Origin of the sequence: Microcella putealis (assembly GCF_004216575.1) — a bacterium.
GTDB classification, from domain to species: domain Bacteria; phylum Actinomycetota; class Actinomycetes; order Actinomycetales; family Microbacteriaceae; genus Microcella; species Microcella putealis.
In genome coordinates this window covers 394181-420737 of sequence record NZ_SGWW01000003.1, presented here as the reverse complement: position 1 = coordinate 420737, position 26557 = coordinate 394181, and the positions used below count along the sequence as shown (strand labels likewise).

At 68.4% G+C, this 26557-nt stretch carries 18 protein-coding genes; 9 read left to right on the top strand and 9 right to left on the bottom strand.

Features of this window, described 5'->3' with window-relative positions; all coding sequences use genetic code 11:
* Positions 1 to 30 precede the first annotated feature (30 nt).
* The 5 genes from EV141_RS09435 to rpoB all read right to left on the bottom strand — a co-directional run bounded on the left by EV141_RS09435 (position 31) and on the right by rpoB (position 12268).
* Positions 31 to 1263 (bottom strand): type II secretion system F family protein, encoded by a 1233-nt coding sequence (locus EV141_RS09435; RefSeq protein WP_130485691.1) that lies wholly within the window; start codon positions 1261 to 1263, stop codon positions 31 to 33.
* Positions 1263 to 2471, bottom strand: coding sequence for a type IV pilus twitching motility protein PilT (locus EV141_RS09430; protein WP_198675536.1), 1209 nt, complete (start codon positions 2469 to 2471; stop codon positions 1263 to 1265). Before EV141_RS09430 ends, EV141_RS09435 begins: the two co-directional genes overlap by 1 nt.
* Before the next feature lie 514 nt (positions 2472 to 2985).
* Positions 2986 to 4647, bottom strand: coding sequence for a GspE/PulE family protein (locus EV141_RS09425; RefSeq protein WP_130485690.1), 1662 nt, complete (start codon positions 4645 to 4647; stop codon positions 2986 to 2988).
* A 217-nt stretch (positions 4648 to 4864) separates the two neighbouring features.
* The gene (gene rpoC, locus EV141_RS09420; RefSeq protein ID WP_130485689.1) at positions 4865 to 8728 is read right to left on the bottom strand and encodes a DNA-directed RNA polymerase subunit beta'; all 3864 of its coding nucleotides are present in this window, start codon (positions 8726 to 8728) and stop codon (positions 4865 to 4867) included.
* Between the two features lie 45 nt (positions 8729 to 8773).
* Positions 8774 to 12268, bottom strand: a complete 3495-nt coding sequence (rpoB, locus tag EV141_RS09415) for a DNA-directed RNA polymerase subunit beta (RefSeq protein WP_130485688.1) — start codon at positions 12266 to 12268, stop codon at positions 8774 to 8776.
* A gap of 319 nt (positions 12269 to 12587) precedes the next feature.
* On the opposite strand from rpoB, the gene EV141_RS09410 reads away from it, so the two are divergent.
* Positions 12588 to 13439: a spermidine synthase gene (locus EV141_RS09410; protein ID WP_130485687.1), complete on the top strand. Its 852-nt coding sequence runs from the start codon at positions 12588 to 12590 to the stop codon at positions 13437 to 13439.
* A gap of 59 nt (positions 13440 to 13498) precedes the next feature.
* Here EV141_RS09410 and EV141_RS09405 read toward each other — a convergent pair whose 3' ends face one another.
* Positions 13499 to 13864, bottom strand: a complete 366-nt coding sequence (locus EV141_RS09405) for a group I truncated hemoglobin (RefSeq protein WP_130485686.1) — start codon at positions 13862 to 13864, stop codon at positions 13499 to 13501.
* A gap of 159 nt (positions 13865 to 14023) precedes the next feature.
* Here EV141_RS09405 and EV141_RS09400 point away from each other — a divergent pair, with 159 nt between their 5' ends.
* Both EV141_RS09400 and EV141_RS09395 read left to right on the top strand, forming a co-directional pair.
* Positions 14024 to 15196: a PQQ-dependent sugar dehydrogenase gene (locus EV141_RS09400; RefSeq protein WP_130485685.1), complete on the top strand. Its 1173-nt coding sequence runs from the start codon at positions 14024 to 14026 to the stop codon at positions 15194 to 15196.
* A gap of 72 nt (positions 15197 to 15268) precedes the next feature.
* A complete protein-coding gene (locus EV141_RS09395) occupies positions 15269 to 15781 on the top strand; it encodes a SprT-like domain-containing protein (protein WP_130485684.1) in 513 nt (170 codons plus the stop codon).
* Here EV141_RS09395 and EV141_RS09390 read toward each other — a convergent pair.
* Positions 15765 to 16067, bottom strand: coding sequence for a DUF427 domain-containing protein (locus tag EV141_RS09390; protein WP_130485683.1), 303 nt, complete (start codon positions 16065 to 16067; stop codon positions 15765 to 15767). The genes EV141_RS09395 and EV141_RS09390 overlap by 17 nt on opposite strands.
* Positions 16068 to 16077: 10 nt before the next feature.
* Positions 16078 to 16665, bottom strand: coding sequence for a hypothetical protein (locus EV141_RS09385; protein ID WP_130485682.1), 588 nt, complete (start codon positions 16663 to 16665; stop codon positions 16078 to 16080).
* A gap of 35 nt (positions 16666 to 16700) precedes the next feature.
* Here EV141_RS09385 and EV141_RS09380 point away from each other — a divergent pair, with 35 nt between their 5' ends.
* The 4 genes from EV141_RS09380 to EV141_RS09365 all read left to right on the top strand — a co-directional run bounded on the left by EV141_RS09380 (position 16701) and on the right by EV141_RS09365 (position 20282).
* Positions 16701 to 17195 carry a hypothetical protein gene (locus tag EV141_RS09380; RefSeq protein WP_130485681.1) on the top strand — a complete coding sequence of 165 codons (495 nt, stop codon included), beginning with the start codon at positions 16701 to 16703 and terminating at the stop codon, positions 17193 to 17195.
* An 8-nt stretch (positions 17196 to 17203) separates the two neighbouring features.
* The gene (locus EV141_RS09375) at positions 17204 to 17845 is read left to right on the top strand and encodes a class I SAM-dependent methyltransferase (protein WP_130485680.1); all 642 of its coding nucleotides are present in this window, start codon (positions 17204 to 17206) and stop codon (positions 17843 to 17845) included.
* Between the two features lie 273 nt (positions 17846 to 18118).
* Complete coding sequence (locus EV141_RS09370) at positions 18119 to 19693, top strand: DEAD/DEAH box helicase (protein WP_130485679.1); 1575 nt, start codon at positions 18119 to 18121, stop codon at positions 19691 to 19693.
* A 70-nt stretch (positions 19694 to 19763) separates the two neighbouring features.
* Complete coding sequence (locus EV141_RS09365) at positions 19764 to 20282, top strand: GNAT family N-acetyltransferase (RefSeq protein WP_157985540.1); 519 nt, start codon at positions 19764 to 19766, stop codon at positions 20280 to 20282.
* Between the two features lie 288 nt (positions 20283 to 20570).
* Here the strand turns inward: EV141_RS09365 and EV141_RS09360 are convergent, their stop codons facing one another.
* On the bottom strand, positions 20571 to 21113 hold the full coding sequence (locus EV141_RS09360; protein WP_130485677.1) for an NUDIX hydrolase family protein: 543 nt from the start codon (positions 21111 to 21113) through the stop codon (positions 20571 to 20573).
* Between the two features lie 126 nt (positions 21114 to 21239).
* On the opposite strand from EV141_RS09360, the gene EV141_RS09355 reads away from it, so the two are divergent.
* Both EV141_RS09355 and EV141_RS09350 read left to right on the top strand, forming a co-directional pair.
* A complete protein-coding gene (locus EV141_RS09355; RefSeq protein ID WP_130485818.1) occupies positions 21240 to 21920 on the top strand; it encodes an alpha/beta hydrolase in 681 nt (226 codons plus the stop codon).
* On the top strand, positions 21913 to 26553 hold the full coding sequence (locus EV141_RS09350; protein ID WP_130485676.1) for an ATP-dependent helicase: 4641 nt from the start codon (positions 21913 to 21915) through the stop codon (positions 26551 to 26553). The genes EV141_RS09355 and EV141_RS09350 overlap by 8 nt, the downstream gene beginning before the upstream one ends.
* Positions 26554 to 26557: the final 4 nt, after the last annotated feature.

The following is a 26557-nucleotide window of genomic DNA, read 5'->3' as shown; positions in this document are numbered from 1 at the left end:
CCCCCCAGTTCGGGGGCTAGTGCGGCGTGGCTAACCGATCTGGTCGAAGATAGTGAAGACCGGCATGTAGAGCGCGATGATCATGCCGCCGATGATGCCGCCGATAAGGCCGATCATGATCGGCTCGATCAGAGCGGTCAGAGACTCAGCAGTCGACTGCACCTCTTCGTCGTAGAAGTCGGCGATCTTCGTGAGCATGATCTCGAGCGAGCCCGAGTCTTCGCCCACGGCCACCATCTGGGTCACCATCTCGGGGAACACCGGTTCGTTGGCGAGCGGTGCAGCGATCGAGTTACCCGTGCGCACCGACTCTTGCACGTGGCGCAGGGCCTCTTCGATAACCCAGTTGCCACTCGTCTCACCCACGATGGCGAGCGACTGCAGCACCGGCACGCCCGAACCCATCATGGTCGCGAAGTTGCGCGAGAAGCGGGCGATGGCGACCTTGCGGAACAGGTCGCCGAACACCGGCACCTTCAGCTTGAACTTGTCGACGACGGAACGTACGTCGTCTTTGCGTTTGTTCGCCCGCCACCAGATCGAGAACGCGATCGATCCCACGATGAGCAAGGGCAGGATCCAAATCATGTTCTCGCTGATGGTCACGAGCACCTGTGTCGGAATGGGCAAAGCGGCATCGAAACCTTCAAACATGCCTTTGAAGACAGGCACGATGAACAGGATCATCCCGATGACGGCCAGGATCGCCATGGCAAGCACAGCAACGGGGTAGGTCATGGCGCTCTTGATGGTCTGACGCAACTTCACGTCAGACTCGAAGTTCTTCGCAATTGACTCGAGTGCGTCGTCGAGAAAGCCGCCCGTTTCTCCTGCTCTGACCAAGTGAATCATCAGCCGCGGGAACGTCTCGGGGTGCCGGTTCAGCGAGTCAGACAGCGAGGACCCGGCCTCGACGTCGCCGCGCACCTTGCCCAGCACCTCGCGCAGCTTCTCGTTCTCGGTCTGCTCCGACAGAATCGTGAGCGCCCGCAATAGGGACAGTCCGGATGCGAGCATCGTCGCCAACTGTCGGCTCGCCACGGCCAGGTCTTTGAGCTTGACGCGCTTCGTGAGACCCGGAATCTCGATCTCTTTTTGCAGGCCAGTGCCGCCGCTCGACTCATTGATCGATACCGGGGAAACACTCATGGCGCGCAGGCGCGCAATGACCTCAGACTCTGACGATGCGTCGAGCTTGCCCTTGACGAGCTTGCCCTGACCATCACGGGCCGAGTAGGCGTAGGTGCGCGCTGTCGTGGCCATCAGTAGCCGCCGCCCTGGCCCGCGCCGGCCATCGAGTCACCGCGGTGAATCAGTTGCTTGAGGCTCTCGAGGTCTTGCGCCTTCTCAATGGCGGCAGCGTGGGTAATCACTCCGTGGTTGACGAGGTCGGCGAGGTGTTGGTCCATGGTGTGCATGCCGATCTCGCCTCCCGACTGCAGGGCCGACGGAATCTGGAACGTCTTGCCCTCACGGATCAGGTTCGCGATCGCGGGCGTTGCCACCAAGATCTCGGTGGCCACCGCACGGCCCGCACCGCTCGCCCGGGGAACCAGCGTCTGACAGACCACCCCCTGCAGCGTGGCGGCGAGTTGCGCACGCACCTGACCCTGCTGGTGGGGTGGGAACACGTCAATGACACGGTCAACGGTCTGCCCGGCACTCTGCGTGTGCAGGGTGGCGAACACGAGGTGCCCCGTCTCGGCCGCGGTGAGAGCCGTCGAGATCGTCTCGAGGTCACGAAGCTCACCGATCAGAATGACGTCGGGGTCTTGACGAAGAACGTGCTTCAAAGCCGCCTGGAATGAGTGGGTGTCGGCACCGACCTCACGCTGGTTGACCAGCGACTTGCGATTCGAGTGCATGAACTCGATCGGGTCTTCAACGGTCACGATGTGGTCGGCGCGCGTGCGGTTCACGAGGTCGATGAGCGCCGCAAGCGTCGTCGATTTACCCGACCCGGTCGGCCCCGTGACCAACACGAGTCCGCGGGGAAGCGTGGAGAAGCGCGACACCGCATCGGGAACGCCGAGCTCGTGCAGGCTCTTGATCTCGGTGGGAATGAGGCGGAAGGCGGCGCCCATCTTGCCGCGCTGCTGGTAGACGTTGACGCGGAAGCGGCTGACCTCAGTCAGGGTGAACGCAAAGTCGAGTTCGAGCACTTTCTCGAAGATGTCGCGCTGCGCCTCGCTCATGATGCTGTGCAGCGCTGAGCGCATCTTCTCGGCGGTCCACGGAACCGCCGTTGCGAGGTCGCGCAGGCTGCCGTGCAAACGAATACGCGGTGCGGCGTCCACCGCCAAGTGCAGGTCAGACGCTCCTTCCCGAACCACCTGGTGCAGTGCCCACAGAAGGTCCCCGTCAGCGGGTGTTGCTGCGCTGCGACGGCCCGGGTGGTGGGCAGGTGATGCTTCGGCCACGGGTGCCCGATGAGGCGCGTCATCGTCGTCATCACGACGCTGGGGTGGCATCGCAACGATCGACGGCGCGGGCGGGGCCGCCGTCGTCGACCCGAGGTGCGGGCGGACTGTGGGGGCCTGCTGGGCGGGCGCCGCGGCGCCCGCTGTCGTTGCCGCGGCGGCGGCGGGCGGCGGGGCGGACGGCGAGACTGACGTCTGCACCGGCGTCGGGGCCACCTGCGGTGCTGTCACGGCGGCGGGCCCCATGGAAATGGGGGGCGTCGCGGGGGGCGGCGCTTGAGGCGCCGAGACCTGCGGCGCCGGTGCATCGAGTGCCTTGGGGCTGTCGACCTGACGGGCCACCGGCGGCGCGCCACCCGGCGCGGCGTGTGCGGGCGGAAACAGGGGCGGAGCGCTCGGCGGAACGAGCGGCGCCGCTGACGGCGACGCCGCCGAGGTCGGCTCAGCCTGGGCGGGCGCGCTCGGCGGCGTCAGAACCGAACGATCGGCGTCGCCGGCGCCCTTCGGCTGAAACAAGGAAAACCCGGAATCGGACATGGTGTACTGCTCCCCCCTCGGCGTGACGTCAGGCGACGACGCGCAGAACTTCTTCGATCGATGTCTTGCCCATCGCGACCTTGAGCCAGCCGTCCTGACGGAGGGTGATCATCCCCTCTTCGACAGCGACGCGGCCAATCTCGGCGCTTGACGCGCGCGCGACAGCCAAGCGCTCGATGGCCTCGCTGATCTGCATGACCTCGTGTAGCGCGATGCGGCCGCGGTAGCCGGTGCCCGAGCAGTGCTGGCAACCGGCGGGGCGGTGCAGGGTCGGCACGGCGTGCAGCTCAGGGTCGAAGCCGATACGCATGCCGACCAGTTGCGAAACCTCGGGCACGTACTGCTCTTTACACTTTTCGCACAAGCGGCGGGCGAGGCGCTGAGCGACGATGCAGTCGAGTGCTGAACCCACCAAGAAGGGCTCGATGTCCATCTCAATCAGTCGAGTCACCGCGCTCGGCGCGTCGTTCGTGTGCAGGGTCGACAGCACCAAGTGACCGGTCAGCGACGCCTCGATGGCGATCTGCGCGGTCTCGTGGTCACGGATCTCACCCAGCAGCACGACGTCGGGGTCAGAACGCAGGATACTGCGCAGCGCGCTCGCAAAGGTCAGCCCGGCTTTGGGATTCACCTGCACCTGGTTGATGCCGGGAATGCGGTACTCGACCGGGTCCTCAACCGTGATGACGTTGATCTCGGGGGTCGACACGGCGTGCAGGGTCGTGTACAGCGTGGTCGACTTACCCGATCCCGTCGGGCCGGTGACCAAGATCATGCCGTAGGGCTTCGTATACGACTCCTTGAACACCGCAGCGTTGCGCTCCAGCAGGTCGAGTGCTTCAAGGCTCAGCGTGGTCGTCGAGTTGTCGAGAATACGCATGACAATCTTCTCGCCGAACACGGTAGGCAGAGTGGCCACGCGCAGGTCGATCTTCGTGCCGGAGTGCTGCACCGACAAGCGGCCGTCTTGCGGCTTGCGGCGCTCAGCGATATCGATGTCGGCCATGATCTTGAGTCGCGAGATCACCGCATTCTGAATGTTTTTGGGCGCTCGCTGCATCTCGTGGAGAACGCCGTCAATGCGGTAGCGAACCCGAAAATCGTATTCAGTCGGTTCGATGTGAATATCGGATGCACGGTCTTGAATCGCTTGGCTGATGAGCAGGTGCACAAATCGAACGATCGGCGCATCGTCATCCCGAATCTCGCTGTAGTCGTTCGTCGCGATTTCGGTCGACGTCTCGTCGGTGATCTCTGACGTGAGACTTGTCAGCTCACCATCGGCACGGTGATAGCGATTGATGGCCTGCTCGAGATCGGTCGCCTCCGCGACAACGGGCACAACGTGCAAGCGGGTCACGGCACGGACATCGTCGATCGCCAAGACGTTGCCCGGGTCAGCCATGGCGAGGGTGATCGTGCTGGAGGTCGCGTGAATCGGAAGCACAGAGTGACGGCGACAGATCTGGCTCGTCACGAGAGAGATCGCCGCACTGTCGACCGGGTACTCCGCCAGCTCGACAAACGACAGGCCGGCGGCCTCGGCCCGTGCCGACGCCGCCTGCGACGGCGAGATCACACCCTGGTCAACGAGATCGTCGACAATTTCATCGCGATCGATGTCGGTCGAGTCCAGCGCGGTGATGGGCATGTAGCCCCGAATAATCAGCACTTCTGCGACTGAAACCATGTGTGCACTTCCCCCTCGCCGAATGCATGTGCTGTTCGCCTCGCGCATGCACGTCCCCGCAGTGAACGCTACGACACGCCGTAGCCCTGCCCTACTCCCTCATTCGGGGGCCAGCGGTATTGAGATGGGTCAGCCGTCCCCCCAAAACGGGGGCGAAAATGCCGAAGGCCCCGGCCTGCGCGAAGCAGGGCCGGGGCCTTCAGGGTGAATCAGCGGATCAGCTGTAGGTGCCGCCCGAGTTGTTGCCACCCGTGAACTCATCGCTCGAGAACGAGTCGAAGTCGACGAACGACAGGTCGGCCTCGCTGAACGCGGAGTCGTCGGCGAAGATGCGGTTCGGGTAACGCTCCGACTTCGCCTCCTCGGTCGCATCCACCGACACGTTGCGGTAGGCCGCGAGGCCGGTACCCGCCGGGATCAGCTTTCCGATGATGACGTTCTCCTTCAGGCCGAGCAGCGGGTCGCGCTTGCCCTCCATGGCGGCCTGCGTGAGCACGCGGGTCGTCTCCTGGAAGGACGCGGCCGACAGCCACGACTCGGTTGCCAGCGACGCCTTGGTGATACCCATGACCTCCTGACGAGCCGACGCCGTCTTCTTGCCCTCGGCCAGCGCCTCGCGGTTCAGCGCGTTGTACTTCGAGCGGTCGACGAGCTCACCCGGCAGCAGGTCGGTCTCGCCGTGGTCAACCACGGTGACCTTGCGCAGCATCTGGCGAACGATGACCTCGATGTGCTTGTCGTGAATCGGCACACCCTGCGAGCGGTAGACGCCCTGCACACCCTCGACGAGGTGCTGCTGCACGGCGCGCACGCCCTTGACGCGCAGCACCTCCTTCGGGTCGACCGGACCCTCGAGCAGCTGCTGGCCGAGCTCGACGTGCTGACCGTCCTCGACGAGCAGAGCGGCACGCTTCGTGACCGGGTACACGACCTCCTCGTCCCCGTTGTCGGGGGTGAGGATGAGGCGACGCTGAGCCTGCGAGTCGTCGATCGTGATGCGACCGGCGCTCTCGGCGATCGGGCTCGACCCCTTCGGGGTGCGGGCCTCGAACAGCTCGGTCACGCGGGGCAGACCCTGCGTGATGTCGTCAGCCGAGGCCGAACCACCCGTGTGGAAGGTACGCATCGTCAGCTGGGTTCCAGGCTCACCGATCGACTGGGCCGCGATAATGCCGACGGCCTCACCGAGGTCAACGCGTTGACCGGTGGCGAGCGAACGGCCGTAGCAAGCCGCGCACACACCGACGGCGCTTTCACACGTGAGGACCGAACGCACCTTGATCGACGCGACGCCCGCGGCAACGAGCTCATTGATGAGCACGTCACCGACGTCGACGCCGGCCTCGGCAACCACGGTGCCCTTCGCGTCGACCGCGTCAGCGGCCAGCGTGCGAGCAAACACCAGGTTCTCGACGTTGTCGTCGCGCACCCACTGGCCGTCGACCTCGTGAGCGATCGGGAAGTCGAGACCCTTCGAGGTGCCGCAGTCGTCCTCGCGGATGATCACGTCCTGTGCGACGTCGACGAGTCGACGCGTCAGGTAGCCCGAGTCAGCGGTACGCAGAGCGGTGTCGGCGAGACCCTTACGCGCACCGTGGGTGGCGATGAAGTACTCGGCGACCGACAGGCCCTCGCGGTACGAGTTGATGATCGGGCGGGCGATGATCTCACCGCGCGGGTTCGAGACGAGGCCTCGCATACCGGCGATGTTTCCGACCTGCAGCCAGTTACCGCGGGCACCCGAGGTGACCATGCGGTTGATGGTGTTGTACGTCGGGATGTTCTCGCGCATCGCGTCGTTGACGGCCTTGGTGCCTTCCGTCCACAGTGCGACCAGTTCGCGACGACGCTCGTCATCGGTCGTCAGGCCCTTGTCGAACTGCGCCTGAATCTTGGCGGCCTTCTTCTCGTACTCGGCGACGATCTGCTTCTTCGCCGGCGGCGTCACGACGTCGCTGAGGGCGACGGTCACACCCGAGCGCGTGGCCCAGTGGAATCCGGCGTCCTTCATCTTGTCGAGCGTCGCGGCGACGATCGTCTTCGGGTAGCGCTCGGCGAGGTCGTTCACGATCTGCGAGATCGTGCCCTTGTCGGCCACGTGGTCGATGAACGGGAAGTCTTCGGGCAGCAGGTCGTTGAAGAGCGCACGACCGAGGGTCGTCTCCTTCAGTTCGCGGCCGTCCTTGTACTTCTGACCGGTGAGGCGGATGCGCGCCACAGCGTTCAGGTGCAGGGCACCCGAATCCATGGCCATGATCGCCTCGGACGTGTTCGAGAACGCACGGCCCTCGCCGACGGCGCCTTCGCGCACGGTGGTGAGGTGGTGCAAACCGATGATCATGTCCTGCGTCGGAACCGTCACCGGGCGGCCGTCAGACGGCTTCAGGATGTTGTTCGACGCGAGCATGAGGATGCGGGCCTCGGCCTGCGCCTCGACCGACAGCGGAAGGTGCACAGCCATCTGGTCACCGTCGAAGTCGGCGTTGAACGCCGCGCAGACGAGCGGGTGAAGCTGGATTGCCTTGCCCTCAACGAGCTGCGGCTCGAAGGCCTGGATGCCGAGACGGTGCAGCGTGGGCGCACGGTTCAGCATGACGGGGCGCTCGCGGATGATCTCTTCGAGCACGTCCCACACCTGCGGACGCGAACGCTCGACCATGCGCTTCGCGCTCTTGATGTTCTGGGCGTGGCCCAGGTCGATCAGACGCTTGATCACGAACGGCTTGAACAGCTCGAGCGCCATGATCTTCGGCAGACCACACTGGTGCAGCTTCAGCTGCGGGCCGACAACGATGACCGAACGGCCCGAGTAGTCGACGCGCTTACCGAGCAGGTTCTGACGGAAACGACCCTGCTTACCCTTCAGCATGTCGCTGAGCGACTTGAGCGCACGGTTACCCGTACCCGTCACCGGGCGGCCGCGACGACCGTTGTCGAACAGCGCGTCAACGGCCTCCTGCAGCATGCGCTTCTCGTTGTTCACGATGATCTCGGGAGCACCGAGGTCGAGCAGGCGACGCAGACGGTTGTTGCGGTTGATGACGCGGCGGTACAGGTCGTTCAGGTCACTGGTCGCGAAGCGGCCACCGTCGAGCTGCACCATGGGGCGCAGCTCCGGCGGGATGACCGGAACGGCTTCCAGCACCATGGCGGCCGGCGAGGTGCCGGTCTGCAGGAACGAGTTGACGACCTTCAGGCGCTTGATCGCACGGATCTTCTTCTGGCCCTTACCGCCGGCGATCTGCTCGTGGAGCAGCTCGCTCTCAGCGGCGAGGTCGAAGGTCTCGAGACGACGCTTGATCGCCTCGGCGCCCATGTGCGCCTCGAAGTACAGGCCGTAGCGGTCCTGCAGCTCTTGGAACACGGCGTCTTCGGGCTTCAGGTCGCCAACCTTGAGGGTGCGGAAGTCTTCCCACACGCGCTCGAGCTGAGCGATCTGCTCGTCGAAGGACTTGCGCAGCTGCGCCATTTCCTTTTCGCCGGCGTCTTTCGTCTTGCGCTTCTGGTCGGCCTTGGCGCCTTCCTCTTCGAGCGCAGCGAGTTCGCCCTCGAGCTTTTCGAGGCGCATCGCGATCGCGGAGTCGCGCTGCTTCTCAAGTGTCTGGATCTCGAGGCGCATCTCGTTCTCGAGGCCGGGCATGTCGGAGTGACGGCCCTCTTCGTCGACCGAGATCACCATGTAGGCGGCGAAGTAGATGACCTTTTCGAGGTCTTTCGGCGCCATGTCGAGCAGGTAACCGAGACGGCTCGGAACACCCTTGAAGTACCAGATGTGGGTGACCGGGGCGGCGAGCTCGATGTGGCCCATGCGCTCACGGCGCACAGCCGACTTCGTGACCTCAACGCCACAGCGCTCACACACGATGCCCTTGAAGCGCACGCGCTTGTACTTGCCACACGAGCACTCCCAGTCGCGGGAGGGCCCGAAGATCTGCTCGCCGAAGAGGCCGTCCTTTTCAGGCTTCAGCGTGCGGTAGTTGATGGTTTCCGGCTTCTTGACCTCGCCGTACGACCATTTGCGGATGTCGTCGGCCGTAGCCAGACCGATCTGCAGGTAGTCGAAAGTAGTTGCGTCGAGCACAGGTTCTTCTCTCTCGTAACAGTCTTTGTCAGTACTCGGGGGCGCTTAGATCTCGTCGATCGACGACGACTCGAAGCGGCTAGAGATGTTGATGCCGAGCTCTTCAGCGGCACGGTAGACCTCGTCATCCGTGTCTTTGAGGCTCAGCGCCGTGCCGTCGGCCGAGAGCACCTCGACGTTCAGGCAGAGCGACTGCATCTCTTTGATCAGAACCTTGAAGCTCTCGGGGATACCCGGCTCCTGGATGTTCTCGCCCTTGACGATCGACTCGTACACCTTGACGCGGCCGAGGATGTCGTCGGACTTGATGGTCAGGATCTCTTGCAGCGCGTAAGCAGCGCCGTACGCCTCGAGAGCCCAGACCTCCATCTCACCGAATCGCTGTCCACCGAACTGCGCCTTACCACCGAGCGGCTGCTGGGTGATCATCGAGTACGGACCCGTCGAACGCGCGTGGATCTTGTCGTCGATGAGGTGGTGCAGCTTCAGGATGTACATGTAGCCGACCGAGATCGGGTCGGGGAACGGCTCGCCCGAACGACCGTCGAACAGTCGCGCCTTGCCAGAGGAATCGATCATGCGCTGACCGTCGCGGTTCGGCAGGGTCGAGTCGAGGAGCCCTGCAATCTCGTCCTCACGGGCACCGTCGAACACCGGGGTGGCGATCTTGGTGCCGGGAGCAGCCTCGCGCGCCTCGGCGGGGATGCCGGCGGCCCAGTCGGGGTTGCCCTCGACCTTCCAGCCGCGCGATGCCGCCCACCCCATGTGGATCTCGAGGATCTGGCCGAAGTTCATGCGGCCGGGAACACCGAGCGGGTTGAGGACGATGTCGACCGGCGTGCCGTCTTCGAGGAAGGGCATGTCTTCGACGGGGAGGATCTTCGAGATGACGCCCTTATTGCCGTGGCGGCCCGAGAGCTTGTCACCCTCAGAGATCTTGCGCTTCTGGGCGATGTAGACGACCACGCGCTGGTTGACGCCCGAGCCGAGCTCGTCGTCACCGTCTTCGGCGTCGAACACCTTGACACCGATGATCGTGCCCTGCTCGCCGTGGGGAACCTTCAGCGAGGTGTCGCGAACCTCACGGCTCTTCTCGTTGAAGATGGCACGCAGCAGACGCTCTTCGGCCGACAGCTCGGTCTCACCCTTCGGCGTGACCTTGCCGACGAGGATGTCGCCGGGGCGGACCTCGGCACCGATGCGGATGATGCCGCGCTCGTCGAGGTCGGCCAGCAGCTCGGGGCTGACGTTCGGCAGGTCGCGAGTGATCTCTTCCTTACCGAGCTTCGTGTCGCGCGCGTCGACCTCGTACTCCTCGATGTGGATCGAGGAGAGCGTGTCGTCCTTCACCAGGTTCTGGCTAAGGATGATCGCGTCTTCGAAGTTGTAGCCCTCCCACGACATGAACGCCACGAGGAGGTTCTTGCCAAGCGCGAGCTCGCCGTTCTCGGTTGCGGGGCCGTCGGCGATGACCTCGCCGGCCTCGACGCGCTCGCCTGCGGAGACGATCACGCGGTGGTTGTAGTTCGTGCCCTGGTTCGAGCGGTCGAACTTGCGCAGGAAGTACTCCTTCGTGCCGCCCTCATCGAGCTGCAGCACGACGCGGTCGGCCGACACCTCGGCGACGACACCAGCCTTCTCGGCGGTGATGACGTCACCCGCGTCGATCGCGGCGTAGTTCTCCATACCCGTACCCACGAGCGGCGACTCAGAACGCAGCAGCGGTACAGCCTGGCGCTGCATGTTCGCACCCATGAGGGCGCGGTTCGCGTCGTCGTGCTCAAGGAACGGGATGAGCGAGGTCGCCACCGACACCATCTGGCGCGGCGAGACGTCCATGTAGTCGACCTGGTCGGACGGGACGAGCTCAACCTCACCACCCGGCTTACGCACGAGCACACGGTCGTCTGCGAACGAACCGTCGGCCTTCAGCGGAGCACCGGCCTGGGCGACGATGAAGTCGTCCTCCTCGCTCGCGGTCAGGTAGTCGATCGTTTCGGTGACCTTGCCCTTGGTGACGCGACGGTACGGCGTCTCGATGAAGCCGAAGGCGTTGATGCGGGCGAACGATGCGAGCGAACCGATGAGGCCGATGTTCGGGCCTTCCGGGGTCTCGATCGGGCACATGCGGCCGTAGTGCGAGGGGTGCACGTCGCGCACCTCGACGCCGGCACGCTCACGCGACAGACCACCCGGACCAAGCGCCGACAGGCGGCGCTTGTGGGTAAGGCCCGCAAGCGGGTTGTTTTGGTCCATGAACTGCGACAGCTGCGAGGTGCCGAAGAACTCCTTGATCGCGGCCACGACGGGGCGCACGTTGATCAGGGTCTGCGGCGTGATCGCCTCGATGTCTTGCGTGGTCATGCGCTCGCGGACAACGCGCTCCATGCGCGAGAGCCCCGTGCGGACCTGGTTCTGGATCAGCTCACCGACGGCGCGGATACGACGGTTACCGAAGTGGTCGATGTCGTCGACGTCGAGGCGAATGTTCGCCTTCTTGCCCGAGCGCAGACCCTCGATCTCGGTGCGACCCTCGTGCAGCGACACCATGTACTTGATCGTCGCGACGATGTCGTCGACGGTCAGCACGGAGTCGCTGAGCGGGGCCTCGAGGCCGAGCTTGCGGTTGATCTTGTAGCGACCGACCTTCGCGAGGTCGTAGCGCTTCGAGTTGAAGTAGAAGTTGTCGAGCAGCGCACGCGCGGCCTCGGCGGCAACCTGCTCGCCCGGACGCAGCTTGCGGTAGATGTCTTTGAGCGCCTCTTCCTTCGTGAGGACGGTGTCTTTCTCGAGGGTCTGCTCGATCGACTCGACGCCGGCGAAGGCCTCGCGGATCTCCTCGGTGGTCATGCCGAGCGCCTTCAGGAAGACGGTGACCGACTGCTTGCGCTTGCGGTCGATGCGCACGCCGACCTGGTCGCGCTTGTCGATCTCGAACTCAAGCCACGCGCCGCGGCTGGGGATGATGCGCGCGGTGTAGATGTCTTTGTCGCTCGTCTTGTCTGCCGTGCGCTCGAAGTACACGCCGGGCGAACGAACGAGCTGCGAGACGACGACACGCTCGGTGCCGTTGATGATGAACGTGCCGCGCTCGGTCATGAGCGGGAAGTCGCCCATGAAGACGGTCTGCGTCTTGATCTCACCGGTCATGTGGTTCATGAACTCGGCCTCAACGTAGAGGGGCGCGGCGTAGGTCTTGCCACGCTCTTTGCACTCGTCGATCGAGTACTTCTGCTCTTCGAGGTAGGGGTTCGTGAACGACAGCTGCATCGTCTCGCCGAGGTCTTCGATGGGAGAGATCTCTTCGAAGATCTCTTCCAGACCACTGCGGGTCGGCACGTCGGTGCGGCCGGCGGCCTCAGCCTCGGTGACGCGCGCCTGCCAGGCCTCGTTACCGACGAGCCAGTCGAAGCTCTCGGTCTGCAGGGCCAGCAGGTCGGGGACGGTCAGCGTGTCGCTGATCTTGGCGAACGACAAACGCGATGCGTTTCGGCCGTTCTTCGTGGTGGGGTTCGTGCGAGAGGTGCGCGAAGCAGCCAAGGATCTTCCTCCGTGGGCGTGGGAGCCCGTTGCTGTCGGTGACGTGTCGTCAGTGACAGTGTGCGGTCGGTGTGAATGCGCAGTTGTAGCCTCGAGGAACCGGGGGTACCGGCCCCACCCCGCCGCTATACTCGGGGCACGTCAGCCGACCACCATTTGACGGCTGAAACGTTCGGGGAGCGCAAACCTCAATACTAGGCCTCTGCGACGCGCCCTGTCCAGTCGCATTCTTGACCGATTGCGGTCGCTGCGCTATAACCGCTCGACCCACCCCGTGCATCCGCCCCGATGCATCGCATCGCTGTGGCACGCTTGCCGCATGGCGGACCGCATTGAAACCCGGTTGGCGAACGGGATGCTCGCCCACATCACCGAGGACCGCTGGCAGGCGGGCGCCTACGAACTCGTCGTCGACGGCACGCCGCAGTCGCACGTCGACCTCGACAACCCGAGCCGCCTATTTTTCGAATACGTACAGCGCATCGGCCACGTCATCGACGCGTGGGGTGAGCCCGGCCAGCCCGTGACCGCTCTGCACCTCGGCGCGGGCGCCATGACGCTGCCCCGCTACATTCACGCCACGCGGCCCGGCTCACGTCAGCAGGTCGTCGAACTCGAACGCGAGCTGGTCGACTTTGTGCGGGCGCACCTTCCGTTGCCGAAGGGCGCGAGCATCCGCGTTCGATACGGGGATGCGCGCGAGACGCTCGCGCAGCTGCCCGCCGGATTGCGCGGCCAGGTCGACATCGTCGTGGTCGACGTGTTCGGGGGCGCGCGCATTCCGGCCCACGTGACGAGCGTGGAGTTTTACGAGGAGGTGCGGGCGCTGCTCGCGCCGGGCGGGATTGTGGCCGTCAATATCGCCGACGGCCCCGGCCTCGCCTTTGCCCGGGCGCAGGCCGCGACACTGCGCTACGTGTTCGCCGACGTCATCGCGCTCGCCGAGTCGGGCGTATTGAAGAGCCGGCGCTTCGGCAATGTCGTCATGGCCGCCGGTGTCGACACACTCCCGACCGCGTGGCTGCCTCGCTTGCTCGCGGGTGGCCCGCACCCGGCGTCAGTTCTCGGAGGCGATGAGCTGACGAAGTGGATTGCCGGGGCGCCCGTCGCGACCGACGCGACCGCTGTTCCGTCGCCGCCGCCCAGCAAGAGCGTCTTCTCGACGCGCTAGACCGTGACCGCGCCGCAACGGTGTCGGCCCCGGCGCTGAGCCGAGACGCTGTCGGCCGATCAGTCCTCGGCCGGCGGGATGACGAGCGCCGGGCGCAGGCGATCGAGTTGCCCGACCGTCGCCTCGACGTCGAGCGGCGACACGTCAAGGTCGACGAGGGTGTTGCGCACGAGCTGCAAAAAGACGTCCATGTGCTCGTCGGTGAGCGCGAGGTGCCGGTGCGCCTCGCGCATGCCCTGCCCCGAGTAGCGCTCAGGGCCGCCGAGAATCGCGATCAGGTAGTCGGACCGGTGCTGCACGATGGCGTCGTAGTCGAGATCTTCGAAGAAGCGCCCGAGCACGGGATCGACCCTGATGCGATCGGAGAGCTCGCGCACGGCGCGGTCAAGTCCCGCCTCACCGCCGAGCCTCTCGTATAGCCCCATCGTTATGCCTCCCGGTCGCACCGACCCTCGGCACGGCTCCAACGAGAGTAGCTCTCACCTCAGGAAGCGCCCACCCCCCATTCAGGCGACCGACGCAGGCTGGTGAGACGCGTGGGCGAGGCGACCGCCTCGACACGCGCGATTCGTCAGGGAGCCGCCATGAGCATCCGCCCGCACCGCCGAACGGCCGCCGTCGCCGCGACCACCGCCGCCCTCGCGCTGGTGATTGCGGCGTGTGCCGCGGAGCCCGAGGCGTCGACGCCGAGCGCGGCGCCGCGACCGGCCCCGAGCGAGGTGCCGGCTCCGTCGCCGAGTGAGACGGCCGCTGCTGACCCCGGGCTGACCGGCTTCGTGCTGCCGGCCGGCGAAGTCGACGCTCTCGTCACGGGCCTCGCCGCGCCCTGGTCAGTGGCCCCGCTCGAGAACGGCTCGGTGCTGATCAGCGAGCGCGATTCGGCCCGAATCCACGAGGTGATGGCTGCCGGGGCCGTTCGCGAGCTCGCCACCGTGCCGGGGGTCGTGCCCGGGGGCGAGGGCGGACTGCACGGCCTCGCGGTTCACGAGGGCGACGGTGCCACCACGCTGTTCATCTACGTCACGGCGAGCGGCGACAACCGCGTGCTGCGTGGTGAGGTGACGGGCGAGCCCGGCGCCCTGCAGCTGGGCGAGTTGACCCCGGTCATCACGGGGATCCCGAAGGCGCGCACGCACAACGGCGGGCGGCTCGCCATCGGCCCCGACGAGAAGCTGTACGTGACGACGGGCGACGCGCAGGTGCTCGAGGCCGCGCAAGACCCGGCCTCGCTCGCCGGCAAGATTCTGCGCCTCGAGCTCGACGGCAGCGTTCCCGCCGACAACCCCACCGCGGGCTCGCCCGTCTACTCGCTCGGTCACCGCAACCCGCAGGGCATCGCCTTCGATCGTGAGGGGCAACTGTGGGCGGCCGAGTTCGGCCAGAACACGTGGGACGAACTGAACCGCATCGAGCCCGGCGCCAACTACGGCTGGCCGATCGTCGAGGGCATCGGTGGTGACGACCGCTTCGTCGACCCGGTGCAGCAGTGGGCGACGAGCGAGGCCAGCCCCAGCGGCCTCGCGATCGCGGGCGACACGCTGTTCTTGGCGGGTCTTCGCGGGCAGCGCTTGCTTGCGGTCGACATCGCGAACCCCGGCGCGTCGACGCCGGTCTTCGCCGGCGAATTCGGCCGCATTCGGGATGCGCTGCTCGGCCCCGATGGGCGCCTCTGGTTCGTGACGAACAACACCGACGGGCGGGGAGAGCCCGGGCTCGAGGACGACCGCCTGCTCGCCGTGGAGCTTGCGCCGGCGTAGACGGGCGGTAGGCGAGCAGCGCGCCCCACGCCCGGCCGGATCGTGTCGGTGGTCTCGCCTACCATCGGGCGCATGAGCGAGTTGCGGCAGGTCAGGCGGTGGGCCGAGGCGCTCATCGCCCTGCACCTCGACGACTCGTGGAGCTTCGCGTTCGACAACGCCGCAAAGCGCGCCGGGCTCTGCGACTACGGCAAGAAACGCATCTCTGTCTCGCGCCACCTCGCCGCCCGGTGGGAGGACGACGACGTGCACCAGACCCTGCTGCACGAGGTGGCCCACGCCATGGCGGGGCCGCAAGCTGGGCACGGCCCCAAGTGGAAGCGCATCGCCGCCGAACTCGGCTACGTCGGCGGCACGACGCACTCAGGCGAAATCGCGGCCGAGCGTGCCCGCTGGAAGGGCTTCTGCAAAAAGGGTCACACCTACGTGCGCTTTCGCCGACCGACGCGCGCCGGCTCGTGCGGCAAGTGCTCGCGCCGCTACGACCCCGAGAACGTGATCCTCTGGACATCCGTCGACGGGCAGGAGGCCGTGCTCTCGACCGCCCCGCACCGCGCCATGCGGCGCACTACTCCGAGACGGTGACTTCCTTCCAGAACGCCACGTAGTTGCTGTAGTCGGTGCCGACACGCTCGAACGACGACGGGATCGGCTCGGGGTAGCTCCACGCGCGGTCGGGGTACGACTGCCCGTCGACGACGACCGTGAAGTACTGGCAGTCGCCCTTCCACGGGCAGCGGTACGGCGTGGGCGACTTCTCGAGGAACTCGGCCTTCACGCTCGCCGGCGGGAAGTACCAGTTGCCCTCAATCTTGACGAGCTCGTCCTGCGAGGCCTCGGCGATGACAGTTCCGTTGATGTGCGCCTTCATGGGGCACACGCTACGGCCGGATGCTGAACTCTCGCAGGGTGAGCAGGGTCGACTCTTCGAGACGGGCGCGCGCCGCGCGCACGGCGTCCACACCCTCGGCCGCGGCAAGACGGCGGCCCGCAACAGAGGCCGTGAGCATGTGACCCACGGCGCCCTGGAGCCCGGCAAACGCGGCAGCGGACGCGGCCGCCTCGGGGCTCGTCGCGTCGATGCCGACCGCGCCCAGTGCATCCACGATCGCGCCGGCGAGGAGGACGTCGTCGACCGGGAATCCGTCGGGGGCGTCGACCGGGTCGCCCGCGGCGACCACGGCGACCATCGTGCGCTCGCCCCGCGCGGCCTGCAGCTCGAGCAGGCGCTGCGCGATGGCGGGGGCCGCACCGAGCCGGGCGTCGATGACCTCGAGCTGCGGGGGCAGCGCTTCGAGCGGCACGGGGCTCGTGGCGATGGCGTCGCACCACACGAGCAGGTGCGCGCTCGAGCCGATGCGGCGAGCGCCGTCGAGCCCGACGTCAAAGCGCACCTGGTAACGCTCCTGCGCCTCGGGGGTGGCGTCAGCGGGCTGAGTCGGCGGGGTGGCGGGGGTCGGCGCGGTCACAGGCTGATGGTAGCGACGGGGGCCACACTGATCCCATGCGTGTGACGCTTCATCTCGTGCTCGACTGCCCGCCCGACGCGGCGTGGGAGGCGGTGCACTCCCCCGCCGTGTTTCGCGCGGTCTCGGGGCCGTGGACGACGGTCGAGTCGCTGGAGCCCGGCGGGTTTCCCGAGCGCTGGCCGGGCGGCGACCACCGCGTCCGGTTGCGGATGCTCGGCGCGCTTCCCATGGGAACGCAGCTGATTCGGCTCTCGGACGAGATCGCGCCCGGCGAGCGGGTCGTGCACGACACCGGCGGGCCGCTGTCGGGGCCGATGCGGATCGTGCGGTCGTGGCACCACCGGATGGGCATCTCTGCCGCCGCTGGCGATGCCGGCCGCACGCAGTTTCACGACGTGCTGACCGTGAAGGCTGGCGTGCTGACGCCGGTCGTCGCGGCCGGGTTCTGGGTGTTCTGGAGGCTTCGGGGGCGGGCGCTGCGGCGCCTGGCGCCGGGGTGGTCGACGCAGTTCGGCGGCCCCGCGTCGTGATTTTTCGCATGGGGCATGACCGCCCTGCCGACTCGTCGGAAGTCGCCGCGCTGTGGAATGCCCGCTACGGCTCACGCGACCAACCGTGGAATGGCGCCGTGAACGCTCGCCTCGTCAGCGAGTTGGACGGCTTGGCTCCCCACGACAAGGCGTCGGCGGCACTCGACGCGGGGTGCGGCGAGGGCTGCGACAGCCTGTGGCTCGCCGAGCAGGGGTGGCAGGTGTTCGGCGTCGACCTATCGAGTGTGGCGATTGATCGGGCACGCGACGCCGCACACGAACGCGGACTGGGCGCGCGAGTGCGGTTAGAGCAGCGCGACCTCTCTACGACTCCCCCGCCTGAGGCGGAGTTCGACCTCGTCACCGCGCACTATCTGCACGTCCTTCCCGATCACCGTGACGCCATCTACGGGGGCCTCGCGCGCGCCGTGCGGCTCGGCGGAACGCTGCTGCTTGTGCTGCACGACGCGAGCAATATTGATGCGGGTGTGGCGCATCCGCCGCCGTTCACGATGCTGACCCGCGACGAGCTCGCCGCTGTGGCGCACGGGTTCCGCGAGCTGAGCTGCGAGCAGAAGCCGCGCGCCGTTCTCGGCCGCGACGGGTCGCCCGCAACCGCGTACGACCTCGTGTTGCGCGCCGTTCGCTAGGGCGAGAGGCGCCCGTGAGGGGGCCCGTGGAGGGCGCCTGCTAGGGTTGAGGAACTGGCAGCCACACTTGTGCCGCTGCCCGCGTCGTAGAACGCTTCCTCTTCTCGCATATCGCGCACTGACTCGCGCGCAGCGAATCGACACTTTCTGACGGCGAACCGATCGCGGCCACCGCCGCCGTCGCCAACCCTCACGACGAACTCCGAACATCCGGAATTCATTGCGAATACCGCAGCGCGCCCGAGACGGGCAGCGCGCGAAAGGCACCACATCATGACCACCGACTTCAGCACGCTTGGCGTGCCGTTCCCCCTCGTCGAAGCCCTCACCGAGCAGGGCAAGACCAGCGCGTTCCCGATTCAGGTCGACACGCTGCCCGACACGCTCGCCGGGCGCGACGTGCTCGGCCGCGGAAAGACCGGCTCGGGGAAGACCCTCGCGTTCGCCATTCCGATGGTGGCGCGCATCGGCATGCGCACGGCGGCCCGCCGCCGCGCCGGCCACCCCCTCGGCCTCGTGCTCGCCCCCACCCGCGAGCTCGCCAGCCAGATTCTGGCGACCATCGAACCCCTCGCGAAGGCCTACGGCCTCACCGCCATGACGATCTTCGGCGGCGTCTCGCAGAACCCCCAGGTGTCGCAGCTGCGCCGCGGCGTCGACATCGTCGTGGCCGCCCCCGGCCGCCTCGAAGACCTCATGAAGCAGGGCCACGTGTCGCTCGCCGATGTCGAGATCACCGTGCTCGACGAGGCCGACCACATGGCCGACCTGGGGTTCCTGCCCGGTGTGACGCGCATCCTCGCGGCGACGCCCGCGAACGGCCAGCGCCTGCTGTTCAGCGCGACCCTCGACAACGGGGTCGACAAACTCGTGAAGCGCTTCCTGAGTGATCCGATCTTGCACTCAGTCGACGAAGCGCACTCGCCCGTCGTGGACATGACCCACCACGTGTTCGAGGTCTCGGGCGTTGACGAGAAGAAGGCGCTCGTGACGCGACTCGCGTCGGGCTCGGGCCGCCGACTGTTGTTCCTGCGTACCAAGCACCAGGCCAAGAAGTTGGCCCGCGCGCTCACCGCAGCCGGAATCCCCGCCGTCGACCTGCAGGGCAACCTGTCGCAGGCCGCCCGCGAGCGCAACCTCGCCGCGTTCGGCGACGGCAGCGTTCGCGTGCTCGTCGCCACCGACGTCGCCGCCCGCGGTGTGCATGTCGACGACATCGAACTCGTCGTGCACGTCGACCCGCCGACCGAGCACAAGGCGTACCTGCACCGCTCGGGCCGCACCGCGCGTGCTGGAGCCTCGGGCGACGTCGTCACCCTCGTGCTGCCCGAGCAGCGTCGCGACACCGCGACCCTGCTGAAGAAGGCCGAAATTCGCGTGCAGCCCCAGACCGTCACCGCCGACTCGCCGGCCGTCGCCGCGCTCGTCGGCGAGGTTGCCCCGCGCGTCTCGGCAGAAAACATGCCCGCCGTCTTGCGCCCGCAGCCCCAGGGCGGTGGACGCTCGACCGGCGCCAACGCGCAGCGCAAACGCGCCGCGCGTGGCGGCCAGGGGTCGCAGAACGGCGGCCAGGGCGGACAGCGCTCACAGGGCGCCGGCCGCGGCCGCGGAAACGGGGCCGCCGCGTCGGCCGAGGCCCGATCGGGCGGACGCCGCAGCTCGGCACCCCGCACCGACGCCGCGCCCCACCGCGCTGACGCCCACCGCCACACCGAGTCGCCGGCCGCGCCCCGCACCCGCCAGGGTTCGCGCCGCGCCTCGGCACCCGCTGGCGGCGGCACCGGCGGCGGCGTGCGCGTCGGCCAGGTCGTTCGCCAGAACGGCGGCGGTCAGCGTCGCGGACGCTAGTTCCGCGCATCCATTTCACTGATCGCTCGCGCGGTCAGAATCGATCAGCGGCGGCCCCTACATTTGTGGGGTGCCGCCGCTGATTCGTTTCGCGACCGCCGCCGACATCGACGCCCTCGCCGAGCTGCACATAGGGTGCTTCGCCGAGGTGTATGCGGGGGTGTTGAGCGAGCGATTTCTTGCCGCGAACACGGTCGAGACAGCGCGCGCGGAGTGGGCGTCGTACCTCTCGGCGGGCGACGCCGCGTCGACCGTGCCCGGCTCGGTCGTGCTGCTCGCTGAAGACCGCGACCCGTCGACCGGCGCGACGACACTCGTGGGGCTCGCCCGCAGCGCGCCGACGGTCGACCCCGAGGCTCCGCGCGACACGAAGCTCGACTCGCTGTACACGCGGCGCTCGACCTGGGGCACGGGGCTCGGCTCGCGGCTGCTCGACGGCGTGCTCGGCGACACCCCCGCGTACCTCTGGATCGTCACCTCGAATGCGCGCGCCGCCCGGTTCTACGAGAAGCACGGCTTCGCACTCGACGGATTCGGGCGGCCCTACGAGCCGTGGGATGGGGCGCACTGCTCGCGCATGGTGCGCTGAGCTGACAATCCACGCCGACTCAGACGTGAACATCACCATCGGTGAGCGAATGACCCCGCTCAACCCAGGAAAGTGCGTGGGCGACATAGCGACTACTCCGGTGTAGGAACTCCTACACGTGAGTAGTCACACCGGCGAAGGAGCGGCGTGTCGATGAGAGGCCTGGGCCAGGAAAGGCGGCTGGCGAAGCTGAGCCTCGCGGAGGCTCGGCGAGCGCACGCCGATCGTGGCGCTCCGAGACCGGCAGCTGTCGTTCGGCTTCAGTGCGGGGGCAACGCGGACGACGGACTACGGCAGAACGCCGACCGAGGCCAGGGCCGTGCGCAGCAGCGCGCCGCGCCCACCTTCCATCTCGTTCGAGACGCGGTCGCTTGCCGCCTCCTCGGGGGTGAGCCAGGTGAGCTCGAGCGCATCCTGACGGGGGTCGCACGTGCCCGTCACCGGCACAACGAACGCGAGAGCGACAGCGTGCTGACGGTCGTCATCGAAGCGCGTCGGCGAGGGGAACGGGAAGTATTCGGCGACCGAGAACGGCACCGGCGAGGCGGGAAGCTGGGGGAAGGCCATCGGCCCCAGGTCTTTCTCGAGGTGGCGGTAGAGCGCGTCGCGCAGCGTCTCGCCGTACAGCACACGGCCCGACACGAGGGTGCGGGTGATCGACCCAGCCGGGTTCACGCGCAGCAGCGCCCCGACCTCGGTGACGACGCCCATGCCGTCGAGCCGTACCGGTACCGCCTCGACGTAGAGGATCGGGAGCCGTCGACGCACCTGTGCGAGCTCGTCGTCAGAGAGCCAGCCGGAATCCGGGTCGGGGGTGCGCGTCGAGGCCATGCCCCATTCATACCGCAGGCCGCCGCGAGGTGCCCCGGCGATAAGGCGAGCGGACGCGCCTGAACGCGGCCCGGGCATCCGACCGCGCTGTCAGATGTGCCTGCCAAGATGAGGCTCGTGAGCGGTATGCAGCTGATCGACGAGAGCGCGATCGTTTGGTCGGCGCCCGACGGCGACCGTGTCGGCCGGCCGCTCATTCTGCTACTGCACGGCTACGGCAGCCACGAGGGCGACCTGTTCGGGCTCGCCCCGTACCTGCCGCTCGACGCCGTCATCGCCTCGCTGCGGGCGCCGCGACCGGCCGGCCCTGGCTTCGCCTGGTACGACCTCGACCCCGAGCTGAACGCCTCACGCATCGACGGCGGCGACGCGGCCGCCCGCGGAATCCTGCACTGGCTCGACACGCAGCAGCCATCGAGCGTCGGCATCATCGGCTTCAGCCAGGGCGGCGCGATGGCCGTGCACCTGCTGCGCCACGCGCCCGAACGCTTCGCGTGGGCGGTCAGCCTCGCCGGCTTCGTGCTTGAGGGCGACGCCCCGGCGGATGCGCGCCTCGCCGCTCAGCGCCCGCCCGTTTTCTGGGGGCGCGGCACCGCCGACGAGGTGATCCCCTCGCGGTTCATCGAGCACGCCCAGCAGTGGCTGCCGAACCATGTCGAGGTGACCGAGCGCATCTATGAGGGCCTCGGACACGGCATCAGCGAGTCGGAGCTGAACGACGTGCTCGCGTTCCTGCGCCAGCAGTCGGACGCGGGCGCGGGCCACGCGACCGGCGGCGCGGGCGGCACAGGCGACGCCCGTGACTGAGGCACCCGACGCCGACACCGTCCTCGGCCGCTTCACCCCGGCGACCCGCGAGTGGTTCGCCGGCGCCTTCCCCGGCGCGACGCCCGCGCAACTCGGCGCGTGGGACGCAATCTCGTCGGGCAAGCACGCCCTCGTCGTCGCGCCCACCGGCTCGGGCAAGACCCTCGCCAGCTTCCTGTGGGCGATCGACCGCTTCGTCGCCGACCCCACCGCACGCGCGGCCGACGCGGCCCGCGACGACGCGGCCGCCACGCGCACGCGCGTCATCTACGTGAGCCCGCTCAAGGCGCTCGGCGTCGACGTGGAACGCAACCTCCGCGCTCCCCTCATCGGCGTGACCGCGACGGCCGCCCGGCTCGGCACCCCCACCCCGCCGATCACCGTCGGGGTGCGCAGCGGCGACACGCCCACGCAAGAACGGCGGGCCCTGCAGCGCACGCCCCCCGACATCCTCATCACCACCCCCGAGAGCCTGTACCTGATGCTGACCTCGTCGGCCCGCGAGACACTCAGCGGCGTGACGACCGTCATCGTCGACGAGGTACACGCCGTCGCCGGCACCAAGCGCGGGGCGCACCTCGCCCTCACCCTCGAGCGGCTCGACGCGCGCCTCGGCCGGCCCGTGCAGCGCATCGGCCTGTCGGCGACAGTGCGACCGGTCGACGAGGTGGCGCGCTTCCTCGGCGGGCAGACCCCCGTGCAGATCGTGCAGCCCCCGAGCACCAAGACGTTCGACCTCACCATCTCGGTGCCGGTCGACGACATGACGCAGCCGCCGCTGCCCGCGGGTGCCGACGACGACCCCGACGCGTCCGGCGCTCCCGCCAACCCGTCCATCTGGCCGCACGTCGAAGAGTCGATCGTCGACCGCGTGCTCGAGCACCGCTCCACCATCGTGTTCGTCAACTCGCGTCGACTGGCTGAGCGGCTGACGGCGCGACTGAACGAGATCTACGCGGAACGCGCATCCATCGAATTGCCCGTCATGACGAAGCTGCCCGCGCAGCAAATATGGCCCACCGAGCCGACGGCCGGCGCCCCGCCATTGCTCGCCCGCGCCCACCACGGCTCGGTCAGCAAAGACCAGCGCGCCGACATCGAAGACGAGCTGAAGAGCGGGCGGTTGCGCTGCGTCGTCGCGACGTCGAGCCTCGAGCTCGGCATCGACATGGGTGCCGTCGACCTCGTCATTCAGGTCGAATCCCCGCCGAGCGTCGCGAGCGCACTGCAGCGCATCGGCCGCGCCGGGCACCAGGTCGGCGAGGTGAGCCGCGGCGTACTCGTGCCCAAGCACCGCATGGACGTCTTGCACGCGGCCGTCACCGGCGAACGGATGCTCGCGGGGCTGATCGAGGAACTGCGGGTTCCGGCGAACCCGCTCGACGTGCTCGCGCAGCAGACCGTCGCGCACGTCGCGCTCGAACCGTGCGACATCGACGAGTGGTTCGACCAGGTGCGTCGGAGCGCGCCTTTTGCCTCGCTGCCGCGCTCGGCGTACGACGCCGTGCTCGACCTGCTGAGCGGCCGCTACCCGAGCGACCGTTTCGCCGAACTGCGGCCCCGCATCGTGTGGGACCGCGTGCACGGCACCCTCACCGGGCGCCCCGGTGCGCAGCGCCTCGCCGTCACGAGCGGCGGCACGATTCCTGACCGCGGGCTCTTCGGCGTCTTCCTCGCCGGCGACGGCCCCGGGCGTCGCGTCGGCGAACTCGACGAAGAGATGGTCTACGAGTCGCGCGTCGGCGACGTCATCGCGCTCGGCGCGACCAGCTGGCGCATCGACGAAATCACCCGCGACCGCGTCATCGTCACCCCCGCCTTCGGCCAGCCCGGCAAGGTTCCGTTCTGGAAGGGCGACGGGCTCGGCCGCCCCGCCGAACTCGGGAGGGCTCTCGGGGCGACCACACGCGAACTGGGGGCCGCCTCGAGCGATGAGCGGCGCATCCGTCTCGCCGCCGCCGGCCTCGACGAGCGGGCCGTTACCAACCTCGAGGCGCTGCTCATCGAGCAGACCGCCGCGACCGGGCACCTGCCGAGCGATACGACGCTCGTCGTCGAACGCTTTCGCGACGAGCTCGGCGACTGGCGGCTCGTCATGCACTCGCCCTACGGTCTCGGCGTGCACGCGCCGTGGGCGCTTGCCGTGTCGGCGCGCATCCGCGAGCGCTACGGCGTCGACGGGGCGGCGATCGCCGCCGACGATGGGGTGGTCGTGCGGCTGCCCGACACCGACTCCGAGCCGCCGGGCGCCGAGCTCTTGATGTTTGACGCCGACGAGCTGACCCAGATCGTGACTGCTGAGGCGGGGGGATCAGCGCTGTTCGCCAGCCGCTTCCGCGAGTGCGCGGCGCGGGCGCTGCTGCTGCCGCGCCGCGACCCGGGGCGGCGCAGCCCGCTCTGGCAGCAGCGCCAGCGCGCCGGGCAGCTGCTCGAGGTCGCGCAAGAGTTCCCCGACTTCCCGATCACGCTCGAGACCCTGCGCGAAGTGCTCAGCGACGTCTACGACCTGGATGCGCTCATCACGCTCGCGACGCAGATCGCGCAGCGTGCGGTGCGGGTCGTCGAGGTCGAGACGCCGACTCCGTCGCCGTTCGCCCGCTCGCTGCTGTTCGGCTACGTCGCCGCGTTCCTCTACGAGGGCGACAGCCCGCTCGCAGAGCGGCGGGCTGCCGCGCTCAGCATCGACTCGACCCTGCTCGCCGAACTGCTCGGCCGCGCCGAGCTGCGCGAGGTGCTCGACGCGAAGGTCATCGCCGAGGTCGAGGCCGAGCTGCAGCGGCTCGCCCCCGACCGGCGGGCGAAAGACGCGGAGGGCGTGGCCGATCTGCTGCGCATCCTCGGTCCACTCTCGGCCGACGAGGTGCGGCTGCGGGCCATTGACGGGCTCGACGTCGAGCAGGCCCTGACGGAACTGACGCGCGCGAACCGGGCGATCGCGGTGACGATTGCCGCGCATCCGCGATTCGCCGCCGTCGAAGACGCGGCCCGCCTGCGCGACGCCCTCGGCACCCCTGTGCCGATCGGCGTGCCGACGGCGTTCCTCGACCAGGTGCCCGACCCGGTCGGCGACCTCGTCGCCCGCTACGCCCGCACGCACGGCCCCTTCGCCCTCAGCGACGTCGCCGAGCGCTACGGCATGGGAAGCGCTGTGGTGCGGGATGCGCTGCGTCGCCTCGGCGCCGATCGTCGCGTCATCGAGGGCGAATACCGGCCAGACGCAACGGGCTCCGAGTGGATCGACGCCGAGGTACTGCGGCGCCTGCGCACCCGCAGCCTCGCGGCGCTGCGCAAAGAGATTGAGCCGGTCAGCGCCGGGTCGCTCGGGCGGTTCATGCCCGCGTGGCAGCACGTCGGCGGCTCGCTTCGCGGCATCGACGGGGTACTGCAGACGGTCGAGCAACTGCAGGGCGTCGCGCTACCGGCGAGCGCCTGGGAGTCGCTCGTCTTGCCCGCGCGCGTGCGCGACTACTCGCCGGCCTGGCTCGACGAGCTGACCGCGTCGGGTGAGGTCGTGTGGGCGGGCGAGGGGTCGCTGCCCGGCAACGACGGCTGGCTGAGCCTGCACCTCGCCGAGCTCGCGCCGCTGAGCTTGAAGCCCCCGCTCGGCGACGAGCTGACCGAGCGACAGCAGTCGATCGTGTCGCTGCTCGAGGGCGGCGGCGGCTTCTTCTTTCGGCAACTGGCGGGTGCGCTGCACGACGCCGACGACGCGGGGATCGTCACCGACCTCTGGAGCCTCGTCTGGTCGGGGCACCTCACGAACGACACGATCGCGCCGGCGCGCGCGCTGCTCGGCTCGACGTCGAGCCGCACGGCCGGCAGGCGGCGAGCGCCGCGCGCACGGTCGCGCACGATGGGCGGCTACGCCCGCCCGTCCGGCTCAGGGATGCGCGGCTCGGCCGCCACGGGAGCCTCCGCCCTGTCGCTGCGCACCGGCCCGCCCACCGCGGCCGGGCGCTGGGCGCTGCTGCCCGAGCGCGATGACGACGTCACGCGGCGCACCGCACACCTGGCCGAAACCCTGCTCGAACGACACGGCGTGGTGACCCGCGGAGCCGCCCAGGCTGAAGACGTCGCCGGCGGCTTCGCTCTGCTCTACAAGGTTCTTGCCCAGCTTGAAGAGGCCGGACGGGTGCGGCGCGGCTACTTCGTCGACCACCTGGGTGCCGCGCAGTTCGGCACCCCGGCGACCGTCGACCGGCTGCGCACCTTCACCCGCGACCCCGACGCGGCCCCCGCGCTGCAGGCCGTCGTGCTCGCGGCCACCGACCCGGCAAACCCGTACGGCGCGGCCCTCCCCTGGCCCGACGCGCGGGTCGACGCGGCCGCCGAGGCGCGCGGCGAGTCGACCAAGCACCGCCCCGGTCGCAAGGCCGGCTCGCTCGTCGCCCTCGTCGACGGGCACCTCGCGGTCTACCTCGAGCGGGGTGGCAAGAGCGCCCTCGCCTTCACCGACGACGAGGCCGAACTTGCCGCGGCCGCCGCCGAGTTGGCCGCGACCGTGCGCGCACGCCTGCGGTCGCTGCGCGTCGAGCGGGTCAACCAGCACAGCGTGTTCGGCACGGTGCTCGCCGACGCCCTCACCGCCGCCGGCTTCGTCGCCACGCCCCAGGGCCTCAGACTGCGAGTGTGATCGC

Bases quoted from the DNA above. Each gene is read 5' to 3' on its own strand.
- EV141_RS09435 (WP_130485691.1), bottom strand. From the start codon at position 1,263: ATGGCCACGACAGCGCGCACCTACGCCTACTCGGCCCGTGATGGTCAG.
- EV141_RS09430 (WP_198675536.1), bottom strand. From the start codon at position 2,471: ATGCCACCCCAGCGTCGTGATGACGACGATGACGCGCCTCATCGGGCA.
- EV141_RS09425 (WP_130485690.1), bottom strand. From the start codon at position 4,647: ATGGTTTCAGTCGCAGAAGTGCTGATTATTCGGGGCTACATGCCCATC.
- EV141_RS09410 (WP_130485687.1), top strand. From the start codon at position 12,588: ATGGCGGACCGCATTGAAACCCGGTTGGCGAACGGGATGCTCGCCCAC.
- EV141_RS09405 (WP_130485686.1), bottom strand. From the start codon at position 13,864: ATGGGGCTATACGAGAGGCTCGGCGGTGAGGCGGGACTTGACCGCGCC.
- EV141_RS09400 (WP_130485685.1), top strand. From the start codon at position 14,024: ATGAGCATCCGCCCGCACCGCCGAACGGCCGCCGTCGCCGCGACCACC.
- EV141_RS09395 (WP_130485684.1), top strand. From the start codon at position 15,269: ATGAGCGAGTTGCGGCAGGTCAGGCGGTGGGCCGAGGCGCTCATCGCC.
- EV141_RS09390 (WP_130485683.1), bottom strand. From the start codon at position 16,067: ATGAAGGCGCACATCAACGGAACTGTCATCGCCGAGGCCTCGCAGGAC.
- EV141_RS09380 (WP_130485681.1), top strand. From the start codon at position 16,701: ATGCGTGTGACGCTTCATCTCGTGCTCGACTGCCCGCCCGACGCGGCG.
- EV141_RS09375 (WP_130485680.1), top strand. From the start codon at position 17,204: ATGGGGCATGACCGCCCTGCCGACTCGTCGGAAGTCGCCGCGCTGTGG.
- EV141_RS09370 (WP_130485679.1), top strand. From the start codon at position 18,119: ATGACCACCGACTTCAGCACGCTTGGCGTGCCGTTCCCCCTCGTCGAA.
- EV141_RS09360 (WP_130485677.1), bottom strand. From the start codon at position 21,113: ATGGCCTCGACGCGCACCCCCGACCCGGATTCCGGCTGGCTCTCTGAC.
- EV141_RS09355 (WP_130485818.1), top strand. From the start codon at position 21,240: ATGCAGCTGATCGACGAGAGCGCGATCGTTTGGTCGGCGCCCGACGGC.